This window comes from Streptomyces sp. Ru71 (assembly GCF_002920535.1).
In the GTDB taxonomy this organism is placed as follows: Bacteria; Actinomycetota; Actinomycetes; order Streptomycetales; family Streptomycetaceae; genus Streptomyces.
This window is the reverse complement of record NZ_PQSS01000067.1, coordinates 1-19,729: the sequence shown is the minus strand read 5'-3', so window position 1 is coordinate 19,729 and position 19,729 is coordinate 1. Positions and strand designations below refer to the sequence as shown.

Genomic DNA, 19,729 nt, shown 5'->3' with positions numbered 1-19,729 from the left:
GCACAGGGCGGGGACCAGGATGTCGCGGAGTGGGCGCCGGCGCGGGCGGGCGGAGAACGCGGCGGGCGTCGGATCGTCAGCGCGCCGGGCGGGTCAGGCTCGCCAGAGCCTGCTGCGCGGCCCGCTCGCCCGACGTGGCCGCGTCGGCGAGTGAGGGCATGTCGAGCTGGTAGTCGCCGGCAAAGTAGACGGGACCGAAGTGCTCACGCAGCGTGGGCAGCGAGGCACGTCCGCCAGGCGCCCAGAACGGCACGACCCGGTGGTGACGTCGGACGATCCCCTCGTCGAGCTTCCCCTCCAGCTCCGGGTAGAGCGACAGGAGGTCCCTCGTGAACCGGTCGAGGATCTCCTGGTCGGTGAGCTCGAACAGGCGGTCGGCCACCGCGCCGCCCGCGAAGCAGGCCAGCGCGCCGCCCGGCTTTCGCGGGCCGGGACCGCGCAGGGCCGCGGCATGGTTGAACATCGCCTGGAACGACAGCTGCGGCGTCGACACGGCGATGTAGTCGTCCCACCGCTGCGGGCCCTCCTCACGGGTGAAGTAGCCCACCACCACGTACCGGCCGTAGTGGATGTCGTCGAACGCCGCCCGATACCCGGGAGGGAGACCGGGCATGATCTTCACGGCCACGTCGCTGGGAACGGCCACGACGGCACGGCGTGCGCGTATCCGCGCCGGTCCCCTCTCGTCCGCGTAGTCCACGACGACGTCGTCCTCGGTCCACTGCACCGACGTCACCGGCGAGTCGAGCCGCAGCCGGTCGCCGAGGTCGGCGGCCAGGATGTCGGTGAGGGTCTGATTTCCCCCCTCGGGCAGGGAGAAGTTGGGAACCTTCGCCGGGTCCGTCAGGAGTATCCCCATCGAGATCACGAACTGGGTCGCCGCCGTCTCCTCCGGCTCGCATCCCATCCACTGGCCGGACCAGGACCGGACCATGTCCCGCGCGACGTCGGAGTGGATGCCGCGCAGCACGTACGACGCGGGACGGGCGTCGAGTGCCGCCCGGACCCGCTTCGCCAGGGAGTTGTCGGGGTTCATCGCCAGGAACGGTACGGCCGCGACGATGCGCGCTCCGACGGCCGCCAGTCCGACCCGGTCCATGAGGCCCATCCGGGAACGGAACATCAGGCCGAACGGATTGGAGGTGTCGACCTGCTTGCCGTTGAGCGCGAGGGCCACCTTCTTGCCCGCCAGCGTGCCCATGGGGACCTGGTGGCGTTCGAGGGCTTCGATCAGGGTGCCGGTTCCCTCGGTGAACTGGGTTCCGAGGTTGATCCAGTAGTCGCCCTGACGAACCGACTCCACGCGCCCTCCGGCCCGACCGGTGGCTTCGAGCACGACGACATCCCGATCGGACAGGGTGGTCGCCGCCATCAGCCCCGCCATGCCGGCGCCGATCACGACGATCTCGCACGCCTCTTCGCGTACGTCGCTGGATGTGTTCATGGCTTCCTCAATTCACGTTCTTGATCGCGCCCGCAGGGACGACACCCGTCCCCCGGGCGCGCGTGGCGATGATGGGCTCGGCGAGTACCTCTGCCCGGCCGGTCTCGTCCAAGGACCGGCAGATGACGCGCAGTTCGAACTCGATCGTCCGGCTGCGTCTGCCTCTGGCCGCGAGGTGCGCCTCGACTTCGACGACGTCCCCGCCGCGGACGGGAGCGAGGAACTCGACCGAGGAGTAGCCGGCGAACAGCCCCTCGTGGCCGTCGACGGCGATGGCCAGATGGGTCCCGGCGTCCCCGAACAGCTTCAGGCTGAACGCGCCGTCGACGAGGTTGCCGGCGTAGTGGGCGTCGGAGTGGGCGACGTAGCGCTGGTGGACGACCTTCACGCGATCTCCTCGTCGATGCGGCCGATCCCGGGGGCGACCGCCTCGCCGCCGATCCTGACGCCGGGGTAGCCGCGCTTGGCGATCTCGGTGCACATGCGGCGGTACTTGCCGACACCGCCGACGTAACCGAGGAAGGTGGCCGGCTTGCCGGTCACGTTGGAGCCGCGGTACCAGGAGTCGGTGGTCGCGTACAGCGTCTGGTTGACCGTGGCCTCGGTGATGGTCACCCAGTCGTCCTGGGCCTCGGGGGTGGCTTCGATGACGTCGCCGCCCTCTTCCTTGGCATGGGCGATCAGGTCGGCGATCCAGTCGACCGCCTGCTCGATCGTCACGACGACGTTGCTCGCCAGCGCGGGGCTCTGGGGGCCGCCGATCATGAAGAAGTTGGGGAATCCTGCGGTCATGATGCCCAGGTAGGTGCGTACGCCGTCGCGCCACGCGTCCTGGAGCCTGCCCGCCTCGGGCGTCGTCACGTTGAGCGCGTACAGGGGTCCGGTGAAGGCGTCGAAGCCGATCGCGAGAACGATGGCGTCGACGTCGTAGGAGCCGCTCTCGGTGATGATGCTGCCGGAGGTCATGGTCGCGATCGGCTCGTCGCGCAGCGAGACGAGCGAGACGTTCGGACGGTTGAACGTCTCGTAGAAGTCGGTGCCGAAGCAGCTGCGCTTGGCACCCAGCGGGTGGAACCGGGGTTCGAGCAGGGACGCGGTCCGCGGATCGTGGACGATCTGACGGATCTTCTGACGCACGAACTCCGCCGCGGTCTCGTTGGCCGCCGGGTTGGTGAGGAGGTCGGCGAACTCCGCGCCGACACCGAGGAACCCACTGCGCTCGTAGGCCCGCTCGTAGCGCTCCTGACGCTCCTCGTCGGAGACGTCGAAGGCGCAGTCGGTCACGGGACGGTCCGGGATACCGCCGGGAGACTGCCGGCACTCCTCGCGGATGGCCGGGTACTTGCTCTTGATCTCGGCGATCGTCTGAGCGGGCAGCGGGGCGTTGCGGGCGGGGAAGACGTAGTTCGGGGTGCGCTGGAACACGGTCAGGTGCTCGGCCACCTCGGCGATGAGCGGGATGCACTGCACCCCCGAGGATCCGGTGCCGATGACGGCGACCCGCTTGCCGGCGAGGTCGTCGAGCGAGATCGTCCAGCGGCTCGTCGACACCTTCAGCCCGGTGAAGTTCTCCAGGCCGGGCACGTCGAATTCCTTCGGTGTCGACAGTCCGCCCGAGCCGGCCAGGAGGTAGCGGCCACGGCGGGTGTCACCGGAGTCGAGGGTCACCTCCCACAGGTGCTCGTCCGGGAGCCAGTTGGCCGCGACCACCTTGGAGTTGAACCGGAAGTGCCGGCGAAGGTCGAAGCGGTCGGCGACGTGGTTGATGTAGCGCAGGATCTCCGCCTGCGGGGCGAAGCGCTCGCTCCAGGTCCACTCCTGCTGGAGTTCCTCGCTGAACGAGTACGAGTAGTAGATGCTCTCGACGTCGCATCGGGCGCCTGGATACGTGTTCCAGTACCAGGTGCCGCCGACGTCGGGGGCGGTCTCGAACCCGGCGAACGTCCAGCCCTGCTCGGCCGCCTTGTAGGCGGCGTACAGGCCGGAGAACCCGGCGCCGACGCACAGGACGTCGACGACCGGGGCGGTGGAGGGGGTGTCGGTCATGGTCTCTGCCTTCTCGTGGTCCAGGGGGCCAGGCGGACAGCACTGAGCTAGTCAGGCGTCTAGGTCAGGTGACCAAGAATGTAGCTACGGACCGTGACCTCGTCAATGGCCGGCGGCGGTCAGGACGTGGATGCGGCGCGGGCGGCGGTCACGCCTCGCAGATGCCGCACCACGTCGTCGATCGCCGCGTCGGTCTGGGAGAAGACACCGACCTCGGTGAAGAAGCCGTGGAACACGCCCGAGTGGCGAACGGCGGTCGTGGGCACGCCGTCGTGCCGCAGTCGGTCGGCGTACGCCTCGGCGTCGTCACGCAGCGGGTCCACCTCGGCGGTGAGCACCAGGGCCGGCGGCAACCCGCGCAGGGACGCCGCCTTCATGGGCGCCGCGTACTGATCGACGCCGTCGGTGCGGCCGGGGCCGATGTACTGCTCCCAGAGCCAGTGCGCATCGGCCGTGGTCAGCAGGGGTGCGTCGGCGAACCGGGTCCAGGACGGCGTGGAGAACCGGTCGTCGACCGGGGGGTAGACCAGGACCTGCGACACGGGGAGCGGGAGTCCGTGGTCGCGCAGGTGGAGACAGAGCGCGGCGGCGAGGTTGCCTCCCGCGGAGTCGCCGCCGACGGCGATCAGGTCTGGATCGACGCCCCAGTCCGGCGCCGACCCGCGCAGCCACGCGAGCGTGTCGAGCGAGTCCTCGACGGCCGCCGGATAGGGGTGCTCCGGGGCGAGCCGGTACTCCGGGGAGAGCACCGCCCACCCGGAGCGAGCGGCGATGGCACGGCAGACCTCGTCCACTCCGTCGAGGGTGCCGAGGACGAATCCACCGCCGTGGAGATACATCAGCGCCGGCCGCGGTCCCGTGGCCGGCGAGCCCTCCGGACGGTACAGACGTGCGCGGAGCTCTCCGGAACGGGTCGGGACGGTCACCGTGTCGACCTGGTCGAGGGGCGTCAGCGGACGGTCGGAGGGTGAGCTCGCCAAGAGCTCGCGCGCCACCTGGGCGCCCAGCTCGCGGACTGGTACCGGCAGGGCCTTGGCGATCGCCTGGGCGACGAGCAGCGCGTCGGCGTCGAGGGGCTTCCAGCTCTGCGGGACGTGCTCGGTCATGTGCGGGCGCCTTCCAGCGGGATGAAAAGGGTGTTGACACGGTGTGAACCGTGCCCCACCATCCTAGTCATCCGACCCAGTCACGTGACTAAGAAATCCCGGATGTGTTCGAGACCGTGCGGCGACCGCACGCGTCGCGTGGCTCTTGAAAGTCGAAAGGACCGAAGGATGACCGGAACCATGACGGCTCCCGCGTCGGCCTCCGCGGGTGCCGCGGAGGTCGACGTCAGGATCGAGGACGATGCCAGTCCCCTCGTGCGGCTGATCGGCCGCACGCTGCGTGACTCGGCCCGCGCCGGGCATGCCGTCGACGCCCTGACGCGGTCGGCCGGCACCGTGGCCGTTCGCTCCCACGACACGCCCCAGGCCGCGACGATCACCTTCGGCGACGACGGCATCGACGTGGCCGGCGGCGTGCCGGCCGAGCCGGACGCGGCCGTCACCGTCGACCTCAACGCGCGCTTCGCGCCGACGGCCGACCCCGCCGGTGACGCCGACCTGGCCGAAGGCGTCCTGCGGGCGCTCACCCCGCCGCTGCCCGGGTGGCGCGATGCCGCTCAGCGGTTCTGGGACGCCACCCGTTCCCTGCCGGGCATCCCCGACGTGCTGATCGCGGTCACCGAAGGGCCCGAGGGCCTGGAGCAGGCCGTGCTCGGCGAGGGCACCACGCAGTACCTGATCGCCGGGGCTCCCGAGACGCTCGCCGGCGTGTTCTCCGGAGCCGACGACCTCTTCGCCGTCCTGTCCTCGGGCGCCCTGGGCATCCAGGGCACCCTGTCCCAGCTGTCGGTGATGACCGGCGCCTCCTGGAAGGTCCGTTTCGATGTCTGAGCTCAGCACCACCGCCACGAGCGCGCCGCTCCGCAACTCCGGCGCGCGAGCCGTCCGGCTGGAGGCGACGAACCACGAGGGATGCTTCCTCGGCAAGAACGTCTCGCCCCAGAAGTTCGCCGCCGGCAAGGACGCGGGTTTTCCCTTCGCGGATCTCCTGTTCGGCCTCGACCTCGGCAACCTTCCCGCCCTCGGTTCCGCCTACCCCGCCTGGCGTGGCCACCTCGACGACGTCTATCTGCGTCCCGACATGTCGACCCTGGTCGAGTGGAAGCCGGGCCTCGACTCGGTCATCGGCGACTACTGGCTCAAGGACGGCACGCCGGTCCCGATCTGTCCGCGCAACCTCGTGCGGAAGATGGTCGAGCGTCTGGCCACGCACGGATTCACCGCGACCGTCGCGGTCGAGATCGAGGCGACCGTCTTCGAGGAGTCCATCCAGGAGGCGCGCGCCCGCGGGTACCGCGACCTGACTCCGCTGGGCGGCAGCGCGGGTACGGCGTACCACCTGGCCAAGTCCAAGGACTGGACCGACTACATGAACGCCGTGGCCGACCGCCTCGACGAGGTCGGCATCGAGTGGGAGGCCTGGAGCGACGAGGACGCCGCCGGTCAGATCGAGCTCAACCTCGCACCGGGCGACCCGATCAAGGTCGGCGACGCCTGGGCGCGCACCCGCCAGATCATGCGCGAGGTCGCGTTCGAGCGCGGGCACAGCGTGACCTTCATGGCCAAGCCCACCGCCGGTTACGGCCAGGCGTCCCACATCAACCTCTCCCTGCAGCGCGACGGCGCCAACGCGTTCTACGCCGAGAACGGACCGTCGGACACGATGCTGCACGCCATCGGCGGGCTGCTGGAGACGATGGAGGGCAACACCTCGATCGTGCTGCCGCAGATCACCTCCTACCGGCGGCTGGTCGACCTCAGTGGGCCGCCGGTCACGATCAGCTGGGGCATCAGCAACAAGACCGCCGCGGTGCGCGCCGTCTGCGGACACCCCAAGTACTCCCGCCTGGAGTACCGCCTCCCGGGCGCGGACGCGAACCTCTACCTCGCGCTCGCGGGCGTGCTGGCCGGCGTCATCGCCGGTGTCGAGCGGAAGATCGAGCCGCCCGAGCAGGTCACCGACATGGCGTGGTGCATGCCGCCGGGCCTGGGCGTCGAGCGTATCCCGGACACCATCACGAAGGCCGCGGCCGCCCTGGAGGCCGACCTGATCCTGCGCGATCTCCTCGGCAGCGAGTTCGTCGACTACTGGATCGCGTCGCGCAAGTGGGAGTGGATGCAGTTCCACACCACCGGCGGCGACCCGTTCGCCGAGCTCTCCGAGTGGGAGTCGGTTCGCTACTTCGAACTGCCGTGAGCGCGCGTGAGGAGGCCGCGACCGTGCGCCCGCTGATCGGCATCACCGGGCGGCGGTACCGGCTCCAGCTGATCGAGGGAGCCGACGAGCGGTACGGCGACCGCTGCACCGACAGCTACATGTCGGACTTCGCGAGCCGGATCGCCGAGGCCGGCGGACTTCCCGTTCACCTGTCCTACGACACCGACGCGACGGACGTCTGCCAGTGGCTGTCCGGTGTGGTGATCACCGGCGGCCAGGACGTCCATCCGGCGTGCTGGGGCGGCGACACGGCCGTGGTCCGCGACATCGATCCACGGACGGACCCGAGGGTCCACGACGTGGCCCGGGACGAGTACGAGATCGCCCTCGTCCGGGCCGCGCTGGAGCAGGGCGTTCCCGTGCTGGGTGTGTGCCGCGGCCTGCAGGTGCTCAACGTCGCCCTCGGCGGCACACTGATCGCCGACCTTCCGCCCGGCTCCGTGAGTCACCTGTCCACCGAGGCCGCGCCGACCGACGGCACCGCTGATCACCTCGTGTCCTTCGAGACGGGTTCGATCGCCGCCGGCCTGTTCGGCGAGCACGCGCTGACCAACTCCTGGCACCACCAGGCCGTCGACCGCTGCGGCGCCGGCCTGGTGGTGACCGGCCGGACGAGCGACGGCGTGATCGAGTCGGTGGAGCTTCCTGGTGCTCCGGTGCTCGGAGTCCAGTGGCACCCCGAGTGGATGAAGAGCGCGGACCCGACGATGACATGGATCGTCCAGGCCGCGGCGGAGCTGCTCGCGGCCCGCCGCGGTGAACACACGCACAGGAGCCCCCGATGACTCAGAACACCGCGGTGGAGCAAGCCGGTCGCACCCGGGCGCGTCCGGTGCCGGTGGTGAAGCCCGAACAGCTCGGTGAGGACCCCGCCGTCCCGACCCTGACCGGGCTGCTGTCGCGGCGCGCACAGGACGCGCCGCAGCGGGAGTTCCTGCGCTTCGGCGACCGGTCGTGGAGCTTCGCCGACATCGACGCGTGGACGTCCAGGCTGGCGCACCGCCTGATCGAGGTCGACGGCGTACAGCCGGGCGACCGTGTGGCGATCATGCTCCCGAACGTCGTGCACTGGCCGGTCGTGTGGCTCGCCGCGCTGAAGGCCGGAGCGGTCGCCGTGCCGATCAACTCGTCCTACCGGCGGGGCGACCTCGCCTTCGTCCTATGGGACTCGGGTGCGCGGGTCGCGTTCACCGACTCCGAACGGGCGGCGCTGATCGCCGACGTCATGGCGGCCGAGGACGGGCTCGCCGGCCTTCGTGTCGTCGACGTCGCCGACGACGGGGCCGATCCCTTTCCGCAGACGGCGCCGGCGGTGCCGGTGGATGCGGGGACGCTGGCGAACCTGCAGTACACCTCCGGCACGACCGGCTTCCCCAAGGCGTGCATGCTCACGCACGACTACTGGGTCCGGCTGGGCTGGATCTGCGCGGCGGCGACCGGACTCGGCACCGAGGACGTACTCCTGACCGCACAGCCGTTCTCCTACATGGACCCGCAGTGGAACACGGCGCTCGCTCTCACGACCGGGGCCCCGCTGGTCGTGCTGCCCCGGTTCTCCGCGTCGACCTTCATGGCCGACGTCCGCCGGCACCGCGCGACCTTCTTCTACGTCCTCGGATCGATGCCCACGCTGTTGTTCAAGCAGCCGCCCACGCCCGAGGACCGCGACAACTGCGTACGTCAGGTGCTCTGTTCGGGCATTCCCGTCTCCCTGCACGCCCAGGTGGAGGAGCGCTGGGGCGCACCGTGGCGGGAGATCTACGGGATGACCGAGTCCGGCGTCGACCTGTTCAGCCCGTTCGCCGACGCCGGCGCCGTCGGCAGCGGCAGCCTGGGGCAGCCGGTGCCGACCAAGCAGGTCCGCGTCGTCGGCCCCGACGGCAACGAGGTGCCGGACGGCGAACCCGGGGAGCTGGTCGTCTCGGGCAAGCCCATGATGAGCGGCTACTGGAACCGTCCCGAGGACACGGCCAGGGTGCTGCGCGAGGGCTGGCTCCACACCGGTGACGTCGTCGTCCGCCGGCCCGGCCAGGGCATCCAGCTGGTCGGCAGGATCAAGGACATGGTGCGCCGCGGCGGCGAGAACGTCGCGAGCGTCGAGGTCGAGGCCGCTCTGGAGCGCGACGACATGGTCGTGGCGGCCGCGGTCGTCGCCGAACCCGACGACACCCTCGGGGAGGAGGTCAAGGCCTTCGTCCAGCTGGCGGCCGGTGTGCCGGCCAGTCGTACGACGGCCGAGGCGATCGTCGAGCGGGCCGGCAAGGAACTCGCCCGCTTCAAGGTGCCGCGCTACGTGGAGTTCGTGGCCGACTTCCCCCGGACGCCGTCCGAGCGCATCTCCAAGCCGGCCCTCAAGGCACGCGCCGCAGAGCAGCCGGGCGTGACCTACGACCTCGGCGCGCGACGGAACAGGACGGTGACGCCTGCCGCATCCGGCGCAGGACACCTCGACGTCGACGTCATGCGGGGCGTCGCGGTGCTGACGCTCCGGCGTCCCGAGAAGCTCAACGCCATGGATGTGGCCACCCGGCTGCGGCTGGCCACGGTCATCCGCGAGTTCGGGACCGGCGACAGCGTGCGCGGGATCGTGCTCACCGGCGAGGGGCGGGCCTTCTCCGCCGGTGAGGACCTTGCAAGCGCCCCCTCCACGGACGCCGAGTTCGAGGAGGCGTTCGCGAGCTTCCACGACATCACCCGGGCCATCCTGCAGACGCGGGTACCCGTCGTCGCGGCGGTCAACGGACTCGCGGTCGGGGGCGCCTCGGAGATCACCCTGTGCTGCGACGCCCGTATCGGAACCCCGGCCACGGAGTACTACCAGCCGGAGAACAGCCGGGGCATCACGATCTCCAACGCGTCCAGCGTGCTGCTCAGGCGCCTCGTCGGGAGTCATGCGATGCGCATGGTGCTCGGATCGCCCCGCGTCCGAGCCGACGAGGCGCTGCGGATCGGGCTCCTGGACGAGATCGTCGAGCCCGACGCGCTGATCGGCCGGGCCGTCGACACCGTCGTCGAGTGGACGCCCCAGGGCAACACGACGGCCCTCCACCTGGCTCTCCTGCGCCCTCAGGCAGAGGAGATCGAAGCGGCCTTCGCCCGTGAGGACCTCGCCGCGCGGACGTCGTGGGAGAGCGGAGTCCTCGGTGCGGGGATCAAGGGCTTCTGGTCCGCCCGGGGCACCGGCGCGTAAGCCTCCTCGCCCTCACCCTCACCCTCACCTTCTCCATCACCTTCACCTTCACCTTCAACAGACCGATGCCACAGGAACCGACAGAGGGGACGTCGACATGATCGACACCCAGGCCGCGGTGCTCACCGCGGTCAACGAGCCGCTGGAACTGACCGTCATCCGGGTCGACGACCCGGAGCCGCACGAGGTGCGGGTCGCGGTGACGAACGTGGGGCTGTGCCACAGCGACCTGCACTACATGACGGGGACGGTTCCGACCGGCCTGCCGGTCGTGGTCGGGCACGAGGTGGCGGGCGTGGTCGAGGCGGTCGGGGCGCAGGTGTCCGGCCTGCGTCCCGGGGACCGCGTGGTCGGCGCGCTGACCCCCTCCTGTGGCCTGTGCGCCAACTGTGAGGCGGGGCGCTCGACCCAGTGCCGGCGGGTGGAGGAGATACGCCGCCGTCCGCGGCCGGCGTTCCGGACCACGGACGGCCGGCCGATCGAGCGGCTCGGCGACATCGGGGCGTTCTCCCGGCACATCCTCATGCGGGAGAACGCCCTGGTGAAGCTCCCCGACGACGTACCGCTGCACGTCGGGTGCCTGCTGGCCTGCTGCGTCGTCACCGGTGTCGGCGCCGTCTTCCGCGGCGCCCGCGTGAGGCCCGGCAGCACCGTCGCGGTCATCGGCTGCGGCGGCGTCGGGTCGGCCATCATCCAGGGGGCCAGGCTCGCCGGAGCGTCGGCGATCGTCGCCATCGACCTGGACGACGCACGGCTCAAGGCCGCGCGCGGCTACGGCGCGACGCACGTCATCAACGGCGCGGGCAGCGACGTCGTCACGGAACTGCACCGCCAGTTGGGCGACGGAGTGGACTACTCCTTCGAGGCGGTCGGCTCGGCCCGTACCGCGGCGACGGCCGTGGCCCTCCTGCGCCCGACCGGTACCGCGTGCCTGGTCGGGATCGCGCCGGGAGGCACCGAGCTGTCCCTCCCGGCGTCGGACTTCTTCTTCGAGGAGAAGCGACTCATCGGTTCCTACATGGGCTCGGGTCAGGCGCGGCAGGACATCCTCCAGCTCGCCCGTCTGTACCAGCAAGGGCGCCTGCTGCTCGACGAGATGGTGACGCGGGTCATCCCCTTCGGCGAGATCAACGCGGGCTTCAAGGCGATGAAGTCCGGTGACGTGACCCGCATCGTCGTCGACCTCCAGTCCTGACCGACGAGTGAACGCAGAGGTGAGCTCCATGGCGAGCAACGACATCACGATCCCCCAGCCGGTGAACTACATCGCCGACGAGTGGAGCGAGTGCCCGACGGTCGACGACGCGTGGAACGTCGACCCCAACACGCGCGAGCCCGTCCACCGCTTCGTCACCACGGCACCCGACGATCTCGAACGGGCACTGCGGCACGCGGAGCGCGTGTACGACATCGGCCGCTGGGACGAGGACGCCCGGCGGGAGCGCGCCGACATGCTGGAGCGCGTCGCCGCGATCCTTCAGACCCGCAGCGAGGACATCGCACGGACGGACTCCCTGACCAGCGGCACCCCCATCGGCGTCACACGCAAGGTCGCGGCCTTCCTGCCCGCGAGGATCCGGGCGGCGGCGTCGGACCTGGTGAACATCCCGCGCGTCACCGCGCTGTCCGCCGGCGGCCGCGACGTCCGCCTCTACAAGGTGCCGTGGGGGCCGGCCGCGATCCTCACGCCGTGGAACGGTCCGAGCTTCATTCCCGCGGCCAAGATCGCCAGCGCGATGGCGGCGGGCTGCCCGGTCATCCTCAAGCCCTCGGAGCACGCGCCCGGCAGCGCGCAGATCATCGTCGAGTGCTTCGTCGAGGCGGGCCTGCCGAGCGGCGCGCTGCAACTGGTGCACGGCGGCGGCGACATCGGCGCCAGGCTGACTGCCGACGCGCGCGTCAAGGTCGTCTCGTTCACCGGCGGACCGGGTGCCGGCCGTGCCATCGCGCGGGCCGCCGCGGAGGACTTCAAGGTCCTGCAGCTGGAGCTCGGCGGCAACAACCCGGTGCTCGTGCTGGACGACGCCGATCTCGACGTCGCCGCCGACGGCATCCTCGACGGCATGACCAAGCTCAACGGCCAGTGGTGCGAGGGGCCCGGCAAGATCCTCGCGCACCGCGGCCTGGTCGAACCTCTGCTGGAGGCGTTGACCGAGCGGATCTCCAAGCTCGTCGTCGGTCACTCGCTCGACGAGGACACCGAGATCGGCCCGATCTCCAACGCGCCGCACTTCCAGACCCTCCAGGGCAGGATCCAGGGGCTGCGTGACCTGGGGGCGAGCATCCACGGGCCCGCCCCGTTGCCCGAGCTCGGCGGCTTCTTCCTGTCGCCGACGATCGCCGCCGGCGCCGACCCCGATCGGGCCACCGCCGAGCTGTTCGGTCCGGTCGCCTCCCTGCACGCCGTGGACTCCGAGGAACAGGCCTTGCGCATCGCCAACGCCCATCCCTCGGGCCTCGACGCCTATGTGTTCGGCGCCGACACCGACCGTGCGATCGACGTGGGCTCCCGCCTCCTGGCCGGCGAGGTGCGGGTCAACGGCGCCAAGCTCGCCGACCTCGGTGAGGAGTCGGCACAGAGCTTCTGGGGCCCGGCCGGTATCGGCGGCCACGGACCGGCGGAGTCGGTGCGCGTCTTCTGCGGCGACCGGGTGGTCGGCGTCGACTCGCCCGACCTGCCGTTGTGAGACGACACCGTCCTCACAGTGCTGCCGGCGCGGATCCGAGCCGTGCCGCAAGCCAGCTGTCGAGTACGGAGACGGTGATGTCCATCTGCTCCAGCGCGGCGGACCGGTCCCCGTAGGTGAACCAGTTCAGGGCGAAGCCGTCGGCCAGGGTGGCGATGACGTAGGCGATCTGGTTGATGGTTTCCGCTTCGACCGGCTGGTCGGAGCGGGCGCTCCGCAGCACGGTCCGCACCGTTTCCAGCGCCTGGTCGTACACCGCGATACCGCGGCCTCCGTCCTGACGCCCCGCCCAGCTGATGAGCTCCAGGGCGGCCGCGGTGAAGCTGGCCGACTCCAGGTAGAACTCCATGACTCCGCGCAGGAGTTGGCGAGACGTGTCCATCAGGTCCGAGTGCGGGTCACTGGCCTTGATCACCTCGCGGAACTTGGCGGCCACGAAGTCGTAGACATCGGCGAAGAGGTCCTCCTTGGAGTCGTAGCAGTAGTGCAGCATCGCCAGGTTCGCCTGAGCCTGCTCCGCGATCCGTCGGGTTGTCGCGCCCTCGATGCCGTAGGCCGCGATGACTTCCACGGCGGCGTTGATGAAGTCGCTGCGCCGTTGGGCGGCGGGAATCCGGCGTGCCACGTAACCCTCCCGTTTCGAGGCGCCCACACAGTTGGACGCTTGATTAAGTCAACATCCAGCTTAACAGCCACCTCCTCTTCGATCCGGGATTTCTTAGTCATATGTCTTGAACGGCTGACTAAGTTTGCTTTAGCGTATGAGCCCGATCACACGGCCTGCCCGGCGCCCCCCTCCGGTGCGGCCCCAGCCCTCCCTCCCAGAACGGACCCCCCGTCATGACGACAAACGAACTCGCGCGTCTCGCCCCCGACGCCACCCCGGACACCGCGGTCGAGGTGATCATGCGCGACGGTGGCGTGATCATCGAAGGACTCTTCGACGAGGCCACGATCGAAGGCATCAAGAAGGACCTGGACCCCGTGCTGGACGGGGTCGACACGGGCCACGACGAGGTGTTCGCCGGCAACAGGACCAAGCGTGCGTGCGGCTTGTTCGCGCGGACCGAGCACATGACGACGATCGCGCTGAACCCGTTGTACCGAGGCATCGCCGAGCGCATCCTCGACAAGCCGATCAACGCCCACATGGGTGAGGAGTCGGTGCCCTTCCCCGCGGGGATGCACATCGGCGCGACGATGGCCATCAAGATCGGCCCGGGACAGGGTGCGCAGCCGCTCCACCGCGACGACTCGGTCTGGCTGTGGCGGCACCCCACCTACCAGCGCGAGGCGCGGGTGCAGATCATGGTGGCGGTCAGTGACTTCACCGCCGAGAACGGCGGCACCCTCGTGATTCCGGGCTCCCATCTGTGGGACGACGAGCGCGCGCCGCGGCAGGAGGAGGCGGTCCCGACGCGGATGAAGGCCGGCTCGGCGCTCATCTGGATCGGCTCCACCTACCACGCCGGTGGCCGCAACACCACCGTGGACGAGCACCGCTTCGGCCTGTCGATGGGCTACGACCTCGCCTTCCTGCGCCCGGAGGAGAACCACTTCCTCACCTACACGCTGGAGCAGATCCGGTCGTTCCCCGAGGAGATCCAGCGAGCGCTCGACTGGTCCTCCGAGCACTACGTCGGCTGGGTAGAGGTCGGCGGGCAGATGTCCGACCCCAAGGACCTGCTCGGTCGCGACGACTACACCTCCATCGGCGCCGGGCTGCCCGGTCACGTCTGAGAAAGCCGGCTAAGGACATGGACATCCAAGGAACAGTCGGCCGGACCGATGCGCCGGCTCCGGCCCGTGTCGCGGCCGACAAGAGGTCACTGATCGCTGTCGCCGCCCTGCTGGCCACCGTGACGAACGCGGTGGCGTTCATGGTGCCGCCGCTCCTTCCCCTGATCACCTCCAGCTACGCGCACAACTCGGTGAGTGCCGCGACCTGGATCTTCAGCGCGCTGACGCTGGGCGGCGGCGCGGGATTCGTACTGATCCCACGGCTGACCGACATGCTCAGTGAGCGCGCCATGGCGCTGCTCGCCGGCGGTTTCCTCGTGGGAGGCGCACTGATCGCGGCGATCGCGGACACCTACCTCGCCCTGGTGATCGGATCGGCGCTCCTCGGCTTCGGCAGCGCGGCCCAGCTGCTGCCGCTGAGCTTCCTGCGCCGGCACCTGCCCGGCAACGGAGTGTCCACGGCGGTCATGGTCCTCATCATGGCCACCGGGAGCGGTGTGGTGCTGGGCATGGTGGGCGGCGGCATCTCCGTGCGGATCTGGCCACTGCCCACCCACCTCAACGCGGACGGCTCGCTGCCGAGCCTGTCGATCGCGCCCTTCTACTACATCCTGGCCGCGCTCTTCCTCCTCACCACCGTCGCCCTGCTGGTGGTCGTGCCGAACTCTCCGCCGCAGTCCAAGGGCCGCCTGGGCGTCGTGAACACGATGTGGCTGATCGGCTGGGTGGCGCTCATCCTGCTGCCCCTGAGCGCGCCGCCGGACAGCGCCATCGGCAGGAACAGCGCGGTGATCCTCCTCGTCGGCGTGGTCGCGGCGGTCGCATGGGTCTTCGCGGAGCGCCGGTCCACCAAGCCGGTCTTCGACATCTCGGTGCTGCGCACGCCGTACGTCACCACGGCCTGTCTGTCGGCCGGACTGTTCGGCTGTATCGATGCCGCGTTCCTGGTGCTGGCCAACTACTACGTCCAGACCCCGAACGGCCTGCCCGTCTCGACCGACGGCGGGCTGACGGGCTGGTCGACGAAGTTCGCCGAGTACGGCCTGACCTACGATCCGCTGAAGACGAGCCTGATCATGCTGCCGTTCGCGCTGACGATGTTCATCAGCGGCAAGTACTCCGAGAGGCTCATCGCTCGCGGTCGCCCCGGCGTCATCCTGGTCGGCGGCGCGGCGGTCTGCGCGGTCGGCCTGCTGTCCCTGGCAGTCGCTCATGACCGGCCGTGGGAGTACGTCGTCGCGTCGGGCGTCATCGGCCTGGGCAGCCGGGCCGGCTACAGCGCCGCCTTCGCCATACCGCAGTTCGTCGTCCCGGAGGAGAAGGCCGGCATGGCGGCCGGAATGCCCGGCACGGTCATGGCCATCGGCATCGCGATCGGTGCCGCGGTCGTCACGATCCTGCTGAACGCATCCGGATTCGTGTACCACTCGATGGACGTCGCCGGCATGACGGCCGGCAAGCTGAGCCCCTCGCTGGTGGACCTCAGGGCTTCGGACTACCTCCTCGAAGGTGCCCACATGCCGAGCGCTCAGGCATACACCACGGCCTACTACGTCTCGCTCGTCTTCCCGGCGCTGGTCATCCTCGCGACCGCGCTGTCGCGGCTGCGGCACAAGGGTGGCTTCAGGGCCGTGCTCGAACAGCACACGGCCGGCTGACCTCTCAGCACATCGGGCCCGAACTCAAAGGAGCAACAACCATGAAGGAACTGCTCTTCATGCTGGCCGATCTCTGGATGATCTTCGCCGGCTTCTGTTACGGATGGAAATTCATCCGGCGGTACGGAAACTACCTGCTCGGCCTGGAATGGATGATCGTCGCCACGTCCGGCTCGAACTTCCTCCTCTGGTCCCTCCTCGGAGGCGATCCGGACAGCCACCTGTTCGACATCGCGTACTTCTTCGACGCCTTCTCCAGATCGGTGGGCATCACCCTGATCCTGGTCATGGGCCTGATGCGCGTCACGCACCGGTACAAGCCGACGTTGGCGGCCGACATCGGCGCGTTCGCGGTGGCCATCGCCGCCGGGCTGTATCTCCAGCAGTTCCGCAGCCATGAGCTTCACCTCGGCCCCGCGACGTTCTACGTCGTGGTCAACGCTCTCACCACCCTGTTCCTCGCCTACTTCGTGCGGCGGCTGTGGAAGATCCGTGCCAAGGGCCCGGCCATCGCCACCGCGCTCGCCACCGCCGCGGGGACCGCCATCGCCGTCATCTACGACTTCTTCCCGATTCCCGGCGACGACGAGTACCGCACCATCTTCTACACCCTCGCGCTCGCCACTTGGGGAACCCAGCTCTTCGTGTACTTCAGGTCGTACCGCGCTCTGCACGACCACAACGTGGCGACAGGTGTGGAGCCGGCCTCGAACGAGCGCAGCGTTGCCCGTGCTTGAGCCCCGCCAAGGACCAGAGCACGCTCGAAGGAGCAACAACCCATGAAGACCGGCAACGTGGAGTACACCAGCTTCAGCGGCTGGGTCGATCCGCCCGCGGACATCCAGCCGGCCCTGACCGGCGACCTCACCTGTGACGTCGCGGTGGTCGGCGGCGGCATCGGAGGCATGTCGACGGCGCTGCGACTGGCCGAACGCGGTCAGGACGTGGTCCTGCTGGAGGCCGAGTTCTGCGGACACGGCGCGAGTTCGCGCAACGCGGGGCAACTGGCGGGCGCTCCGGGCGGCGACCTCCAACTCCTCAATCTGCTCCACCGCAAGAAGATGCCCGGCCTGATCCGGCTCGCCGAGCACGCCGCGCACCACGTGGAAGACCTCATCAAGGCGCACGGCATCGACTGCGACTACGAAGCCACGGGCAACTGCTTCGCGGCGGTGTCGCGCGGACAGATGGGCCGAGTGCGCCGTGTGACCAAGATTCTCCAGCGCGCCGGGTGCCACGTGGAACTGGGCACGAGCGAAGAGCTCGGCATCCCGCGCGGATTCCTCGGCGGGATGCGCGAGGTCGTCGGGGGAATGATGAATCCCGGCAGGTTCACCCTGGGTGTGCGCCGCGCGCTGCTCGGCTCGTCCGCGCAAGTCTTCGAGCGGACGAAGGTCACCGACGTCACGCGCGACCGCGGTCAGGTCGTCCTCACCGCTTCTCAGGGCCAGGTGCGGGCGAACAAGGTCGTCCTGGCGACGAACGCGTACGCGGGAGAGTGGGACATCACTCCCCCACGGCTCTCGGTGCCCATCCACGTCATCGAGGTGGAGACCGAGCCCATCGATCCTGCCCGTCTGGCGGCGCTGGGGTGGACCAGTCGGTCGGGGCTGGTCACCCAGCACGCCATCATGGAGAACTACCGGCTCACGTCGCGCAACACCATCGTGTTCGGCGTGCGGCGGCTCGAACGTGGCACGAGGTATCCACTCCCGCAGAAGAAGCCGGACCCGGCGCTCGTCGAAGAACTCGCACAGGCCTTCGCGACGCGGTTCCCGGCCCTGTCCGACATCGCGATCGAGCGGGCGTGGGGTGGATGGATCGCCATCACCTCGTCCTGGCTGCCGCTGGCCGGGCAGATCGGGGACAACGTCTTCTACTCGATCGCCTGCAACGGTCACGGGCTGGCTCAGGCGCCCTACATCGGGACCCTCATCGCCGATCTCCTCGTCGACGGCGAGCGGCACGAGGACCTGGAGGGGGTGTGGACGAAGGAACCGAAGTTCCCTCGTCCGATGATGATGAGCCCGCTGGGACTGCGCACCATCTGGGCCGTCGACCGTTTCAACGATCTGGTCAACGGAAGCCGGCGCAACGCCCGGCGAGGCGCGGTGCCTGTGGCCTGACCTTGTGGCCGCACGGCAGGGAGTGATGTGGACACGCTGGGGCCGAGAGGCTCTCAGCGTGTCCCTGCCACCGATCCGAATGATCCGACAGCTCATGACCACGTGCTCGAACCCCCGCACCCTTACTCACAAGAGAGTTCCGTGCCCTCCTCCTTCGTTCCGAAGCCGTCCGGTGAGCCGGCACCGGATGTCCGTGCGCAACGCGCCGAGACGCTCCACCGAGCAGTGCACCGCGCCCAGCGCAGGTTCCTCGCCGTCAACGCGGTCCCCCTCGCCGTCGGCGTCGTGCTGTCCTGCGCGGCCGGTCTCGCAGCGGCTCCCGTGTACGGGCGCTCAACGCTGGGGATCGTCTGGGGAATCCTGCAGCTCGGCGTCTTCGTCGGCAGCGTCTGGTGGTACGAGGACCACTCGACGCGCGTCTGCGATCCCCTCGAACAGTCCCTGACGTCCGGCATGCCCCTGGCTGGGGCGCCGGACGTTTCCCCGACCGACGAAGCGTGGCGGTGAAGCGCGGTGGTCCTGTACCTGAGCTCGGGCGTGCACGATCCGATCGGTTCGGCGGCGAGGGGGCCGGTGCTGGTCGCCTTCTTCGTCTTCATCGGTCTGGCGCTGCTGTGGGTGTTCACGCTGGCCACCCACGACGACCGCCCGGAAGGGCTGTACGTCGCCGACCGTTCGCTCTCCGCGGTGTTCAACGGTTTCGCCCAGGCCGGCGAACAGATCTCCGTCCTCACGCTGTTCGCGACGTCCGGGGGCATCGCCCTGTTCGGCTACGACGGGTACGCCTCCGCCGTCGACAGCGTCATCGCCCTCGGTCTGCTGCTGCTCCTGGCCCAGAGGATCCGCGACAGCGGCAGCTGCACGCTCGGTGACCTCTTCTCCTTGCGGGCATCCGGTTCGGCGCCACGCGTCGCCGCGGCGGTGGTGACGCTCGCCATCACACTGCCCATGCTGGTGCTCCAGCTACGGGCCGGCGGCATCATCGCGGCCATGCTGATCGGCATGTCGACCGATGCCGCCCAGGTGCTGTGCACGGTGCTGATGGGCGGGCTCGTCGTCTGCTTCGCCGCCGTGGCGGACCTGAAGGGCACCAGCCGCATGCAGGTGGTCAAGGTCGGCATCACCCTTGCGACGCTCGCGGTGCTCGTGGTGCTGTCCCTGCGGAAGTTCTCGTGGGACACCGGAAGCCTGCTCGGCGCCGCGGTGGACAAGAGCGTGGCGCCCGACGACTACCTGCGTCCGGGGCTGTGGGCGCACGTTTCGAGCCTCATACCGCTCAACATGATCAGCGATCACCTCGTGATGATCCTCGGCATGTCCGTCATGCCGCACCTGATCCTGCGTGTCGCCGCGTCCCGCACCGGGCGCTCGGCACGGCGATCCATGAGCATCGCCGTGGGTCTGACCGCTGCCTACTTCCTCCTCGTGACCGCCACGGGCTTCGCGGCCGCCGCCGCGGTGGGCGGCAGGGACATCGCAGCGGTCGACGGCAACGGCCAGGCGTCCCGGTCCTG

At 69.6% G+C, this 19,729-nt stretch carries 16 protein-coding genes and 1 pseudogene; 12 read left to right on the top strand and 5 right to left on the bottom strand.

All coding sequences use genetic code 11. From position 1 onward, the window contains the following. Nucleotides 1-76: 76 nt before the first annotated feature. The 4 genes from C3489_RS29385 to C3489_RS29370 form a co-directional block, all read right to left on the bottom strand. Nucleotides 77-1,444, bottom strand: coding sequence for an NAD(P)/FAD-dependent oxidoreductase (locus C3489_RS29385; protein ID WP_103785115.1), 1,368 nt, complete (start codon nucleotides 1,442-1,444; stop codon nucleotides 77-79). 7 nt (nucleotides 1,445-1,451) lie between these two features. After that, entirely contained in the window at nucleotides 1,452-1,832 is a 381-nt protein-coding gene (locus C3489_RS29380; RefSeq protein ID WP_103785114.1) for a hotdog domain-containing protein, read from the bottom strand. After that, nucleotides 1,829-3,490 (bottom strand): NAD(P)/FAD-dependent oxidoreductase, encoded by a 1,662-nt coding sequence (locus C3489_RS29375; protein ID WP_103785113.1) that lies wholly within the window; start codon nucleotides 3,488-3,490, stop codon nucleotides 1,829-1,831. The genes C3489_RS29380 and C3489_RS29375 overlap by 4 nt, the downstream gene beginning before the upstream one ends. Before the next feature lie 119 nt (nucleotides 3,491-3,609). Continuing rightward, complete coding sequence (locus C3489_RS29370; protein WP_103785112.1) at nucleotides 3,610-4,596, bottom strand: alpha/beta hydrolase; 987 nt, start codon at nucleotides 4,594-4,596, stop codon at nucleotides 3,610-3,612. Nucleotides 4,597-4,764: 168 nt separating this feature from the next. On the opposite strand from C3489_RS29370, the gene C3489_RS29365 reads away from it, so the two are divergent. The 6 genes from C3489_RS29365 (at nucleotide 4,765) to C3489_RS29340 (ending at nucleotide 12,691) form a co-directional block, all read left to right on the top strand. After that, complete coding sequence (locus tag C3489_RS29365) at nucleotides 4,765-5,427, top strand: hypothetical protein (RefSeq protein ID WP_103785111.1); 663 nt, start codon at nucleotides 4,765-4,767, stop codon at nucleotides 5,425-5,427. Beyond that, nucleotides 5,420-6,793 (top strand): glutamine synthetase family protein, encoded by a 1,374-nt coding sequence (locus C3489_RS29360; protein WP_103785110.1) that lies wholly within the window; start codon nucleotides 5,420-5,422, stop codon nucleotides 6,791-6,793. Before C3489_RS29365 ends, C3489_RS29360 begins: the two co-directional genes overlap by 8 nt. Continuing rightward, the gene (locus tag C3489_RS29355) at nucleotides 6,790-7,599 is read left to right on the top strand and encodes a gamma-glutamyl-gamma-aminobutyrate hydrolase family protein (RefSeq protein ID WP_103785109.1); all 810 of its coding nucleotides are present in this window, start codon (nucleotides 6,790-6,792) and stop codon (nucleotides 7,597-7,599) included. Before C3489_RS29360 ends, C3489_RS29355 begins: the two co-directional genes overlap by 4 nt. Next, a complete protein-coding gene (locus C3489_RS29350) occupies nucleotides 7,596-10,004 on the top strand; it encodes an AMP-binding protein (RefSeq protein WP_103785108.1) in 2,409 nt (802 codons plus the stop codon). Before C3489_RS29355 ends, C3489_RS29350 begins: the two co-directional genes overlap by 4 nt. Before the next feature lie 97 nt (nucleotides 10,005-10,101). Then, a complete protein-coding gene (locus C3489_RS29345) occupies nucleotides 10,102-11,199 on the top strand; it encodes a Zn-dependent alcohol dehydrogenase (protein WP_103785107.1) in 1,098 nt (365 codons plus the stop codon). A 28-nt stretch (nucleotides 11,200-11,227) separates the two neighbouring features. Next, nucleotides 11,228-12,691 carry an aldehyde dehydrogenase gene (locus tag C3489_RS29340; protein WP_103785106.1) on the top strand — a complete coding sequence of 488 codons (1,464 nt, stop codon included), beginning with the start codon at nucleotides 11,228-11,230 and terminating at the stop codon, nucleotides 12,689-12,691. Between the two features lie 13 nt (nucleotides 12,692-12,704). Here C3489_RS29340 and C3489_RS29335 read toward each other — a convergent pair whose 3' ends face one another. Beyond that, entirely contained in the window at nucleotides 12,705-13,316 is a 612-nt protein-coding gene (locus C3489_RS29335; protein WP_258055010.1) for a TetR/AcrR family transcriptional regulator, read from the bottom strand. 215 nt (nucleotides 13,317-13,531) lie between these two features. Here C3489_RS29335 and C3489_RS29330 point away from each other — a divergent pair, with 215 nt between their 5' ends. The 6 genes and pseudogenes from C3489_RS29330 to C3489_RS29305 form a co-directional block, all read left to right on the top strand. Continuing rightward, nucleotides 13,532-14,431 carry a phytanoyl-CoA dioxygenase family protein gene (locus C3489_RS29330; RefSeq protein WP_103785105.1) on the top strand — a complete coding sequence of 300 codons (900 nt, stop codon included), beginning with the start codon at nucleotides 13,532-13,534 and terminating at the stop codon, nucleotides 14,429-14,431. Between the two features lie 17 nt (nucleotides 14,432-14,448). Continuing rightward, nucleotides 14,449-16,089, top strand: a complete 1,641-nt coding sequence (locus C3489_RS29325) for an MFS transporter (protein WP_103785104.1) — start codon at nucleotides 14,449-14,451, stop codon at nucleotides 16,087-16,089. Between the two features lie 41 nt (nucleotides 16,090-16,130). Then, nucleotides 16,131-16,826: a transporter gene (locus C3489_RS29320; protein ID WP_103785103.1), complete on the top strand. Its 696-nt coding sequence runs from the start codon at nucleotides 16,131-16,133 to the stop codon at nucleotides 16,824-16,826. A gap of 42 nt (nucleotides 16,827-16,868) precedes the next feature. Beyond that, the gene (locus C3489_RS29315; protein ID WP_103785102.1) at nucleotides 16,869-18,215 is read left to right on the top strand and encodes an FAD-binding oxidoreductase; all 1,347 of its coding nucleotides are present in this window, start codon (nucleotides 16,869-16,871) and stop codon (nucleotides 18,213-18,215) included. 225 nt (nucleotides 18,216-18,440) lie between these two features. Then, the gene (locus tag C3489_RS29310; protein WP_103785101.1) at nucleotides 18,441-18,722 is read left to right on the top strand and encodes a hypothetical protein; all 282 of its coding nucleotides are present in this window, start codon (nucleotides 18,441-18,443) and stop codon (nucleotides 18,720-18,722) included. A gap of 6 nt (nucleotides 18,723-18,728) precedes the next feature. Continuing rightward, nucleotides 18,729-19,729, top strand: a pseudogene (locus tag C3489_RS29305) (transporter); the annotation flags it as partial.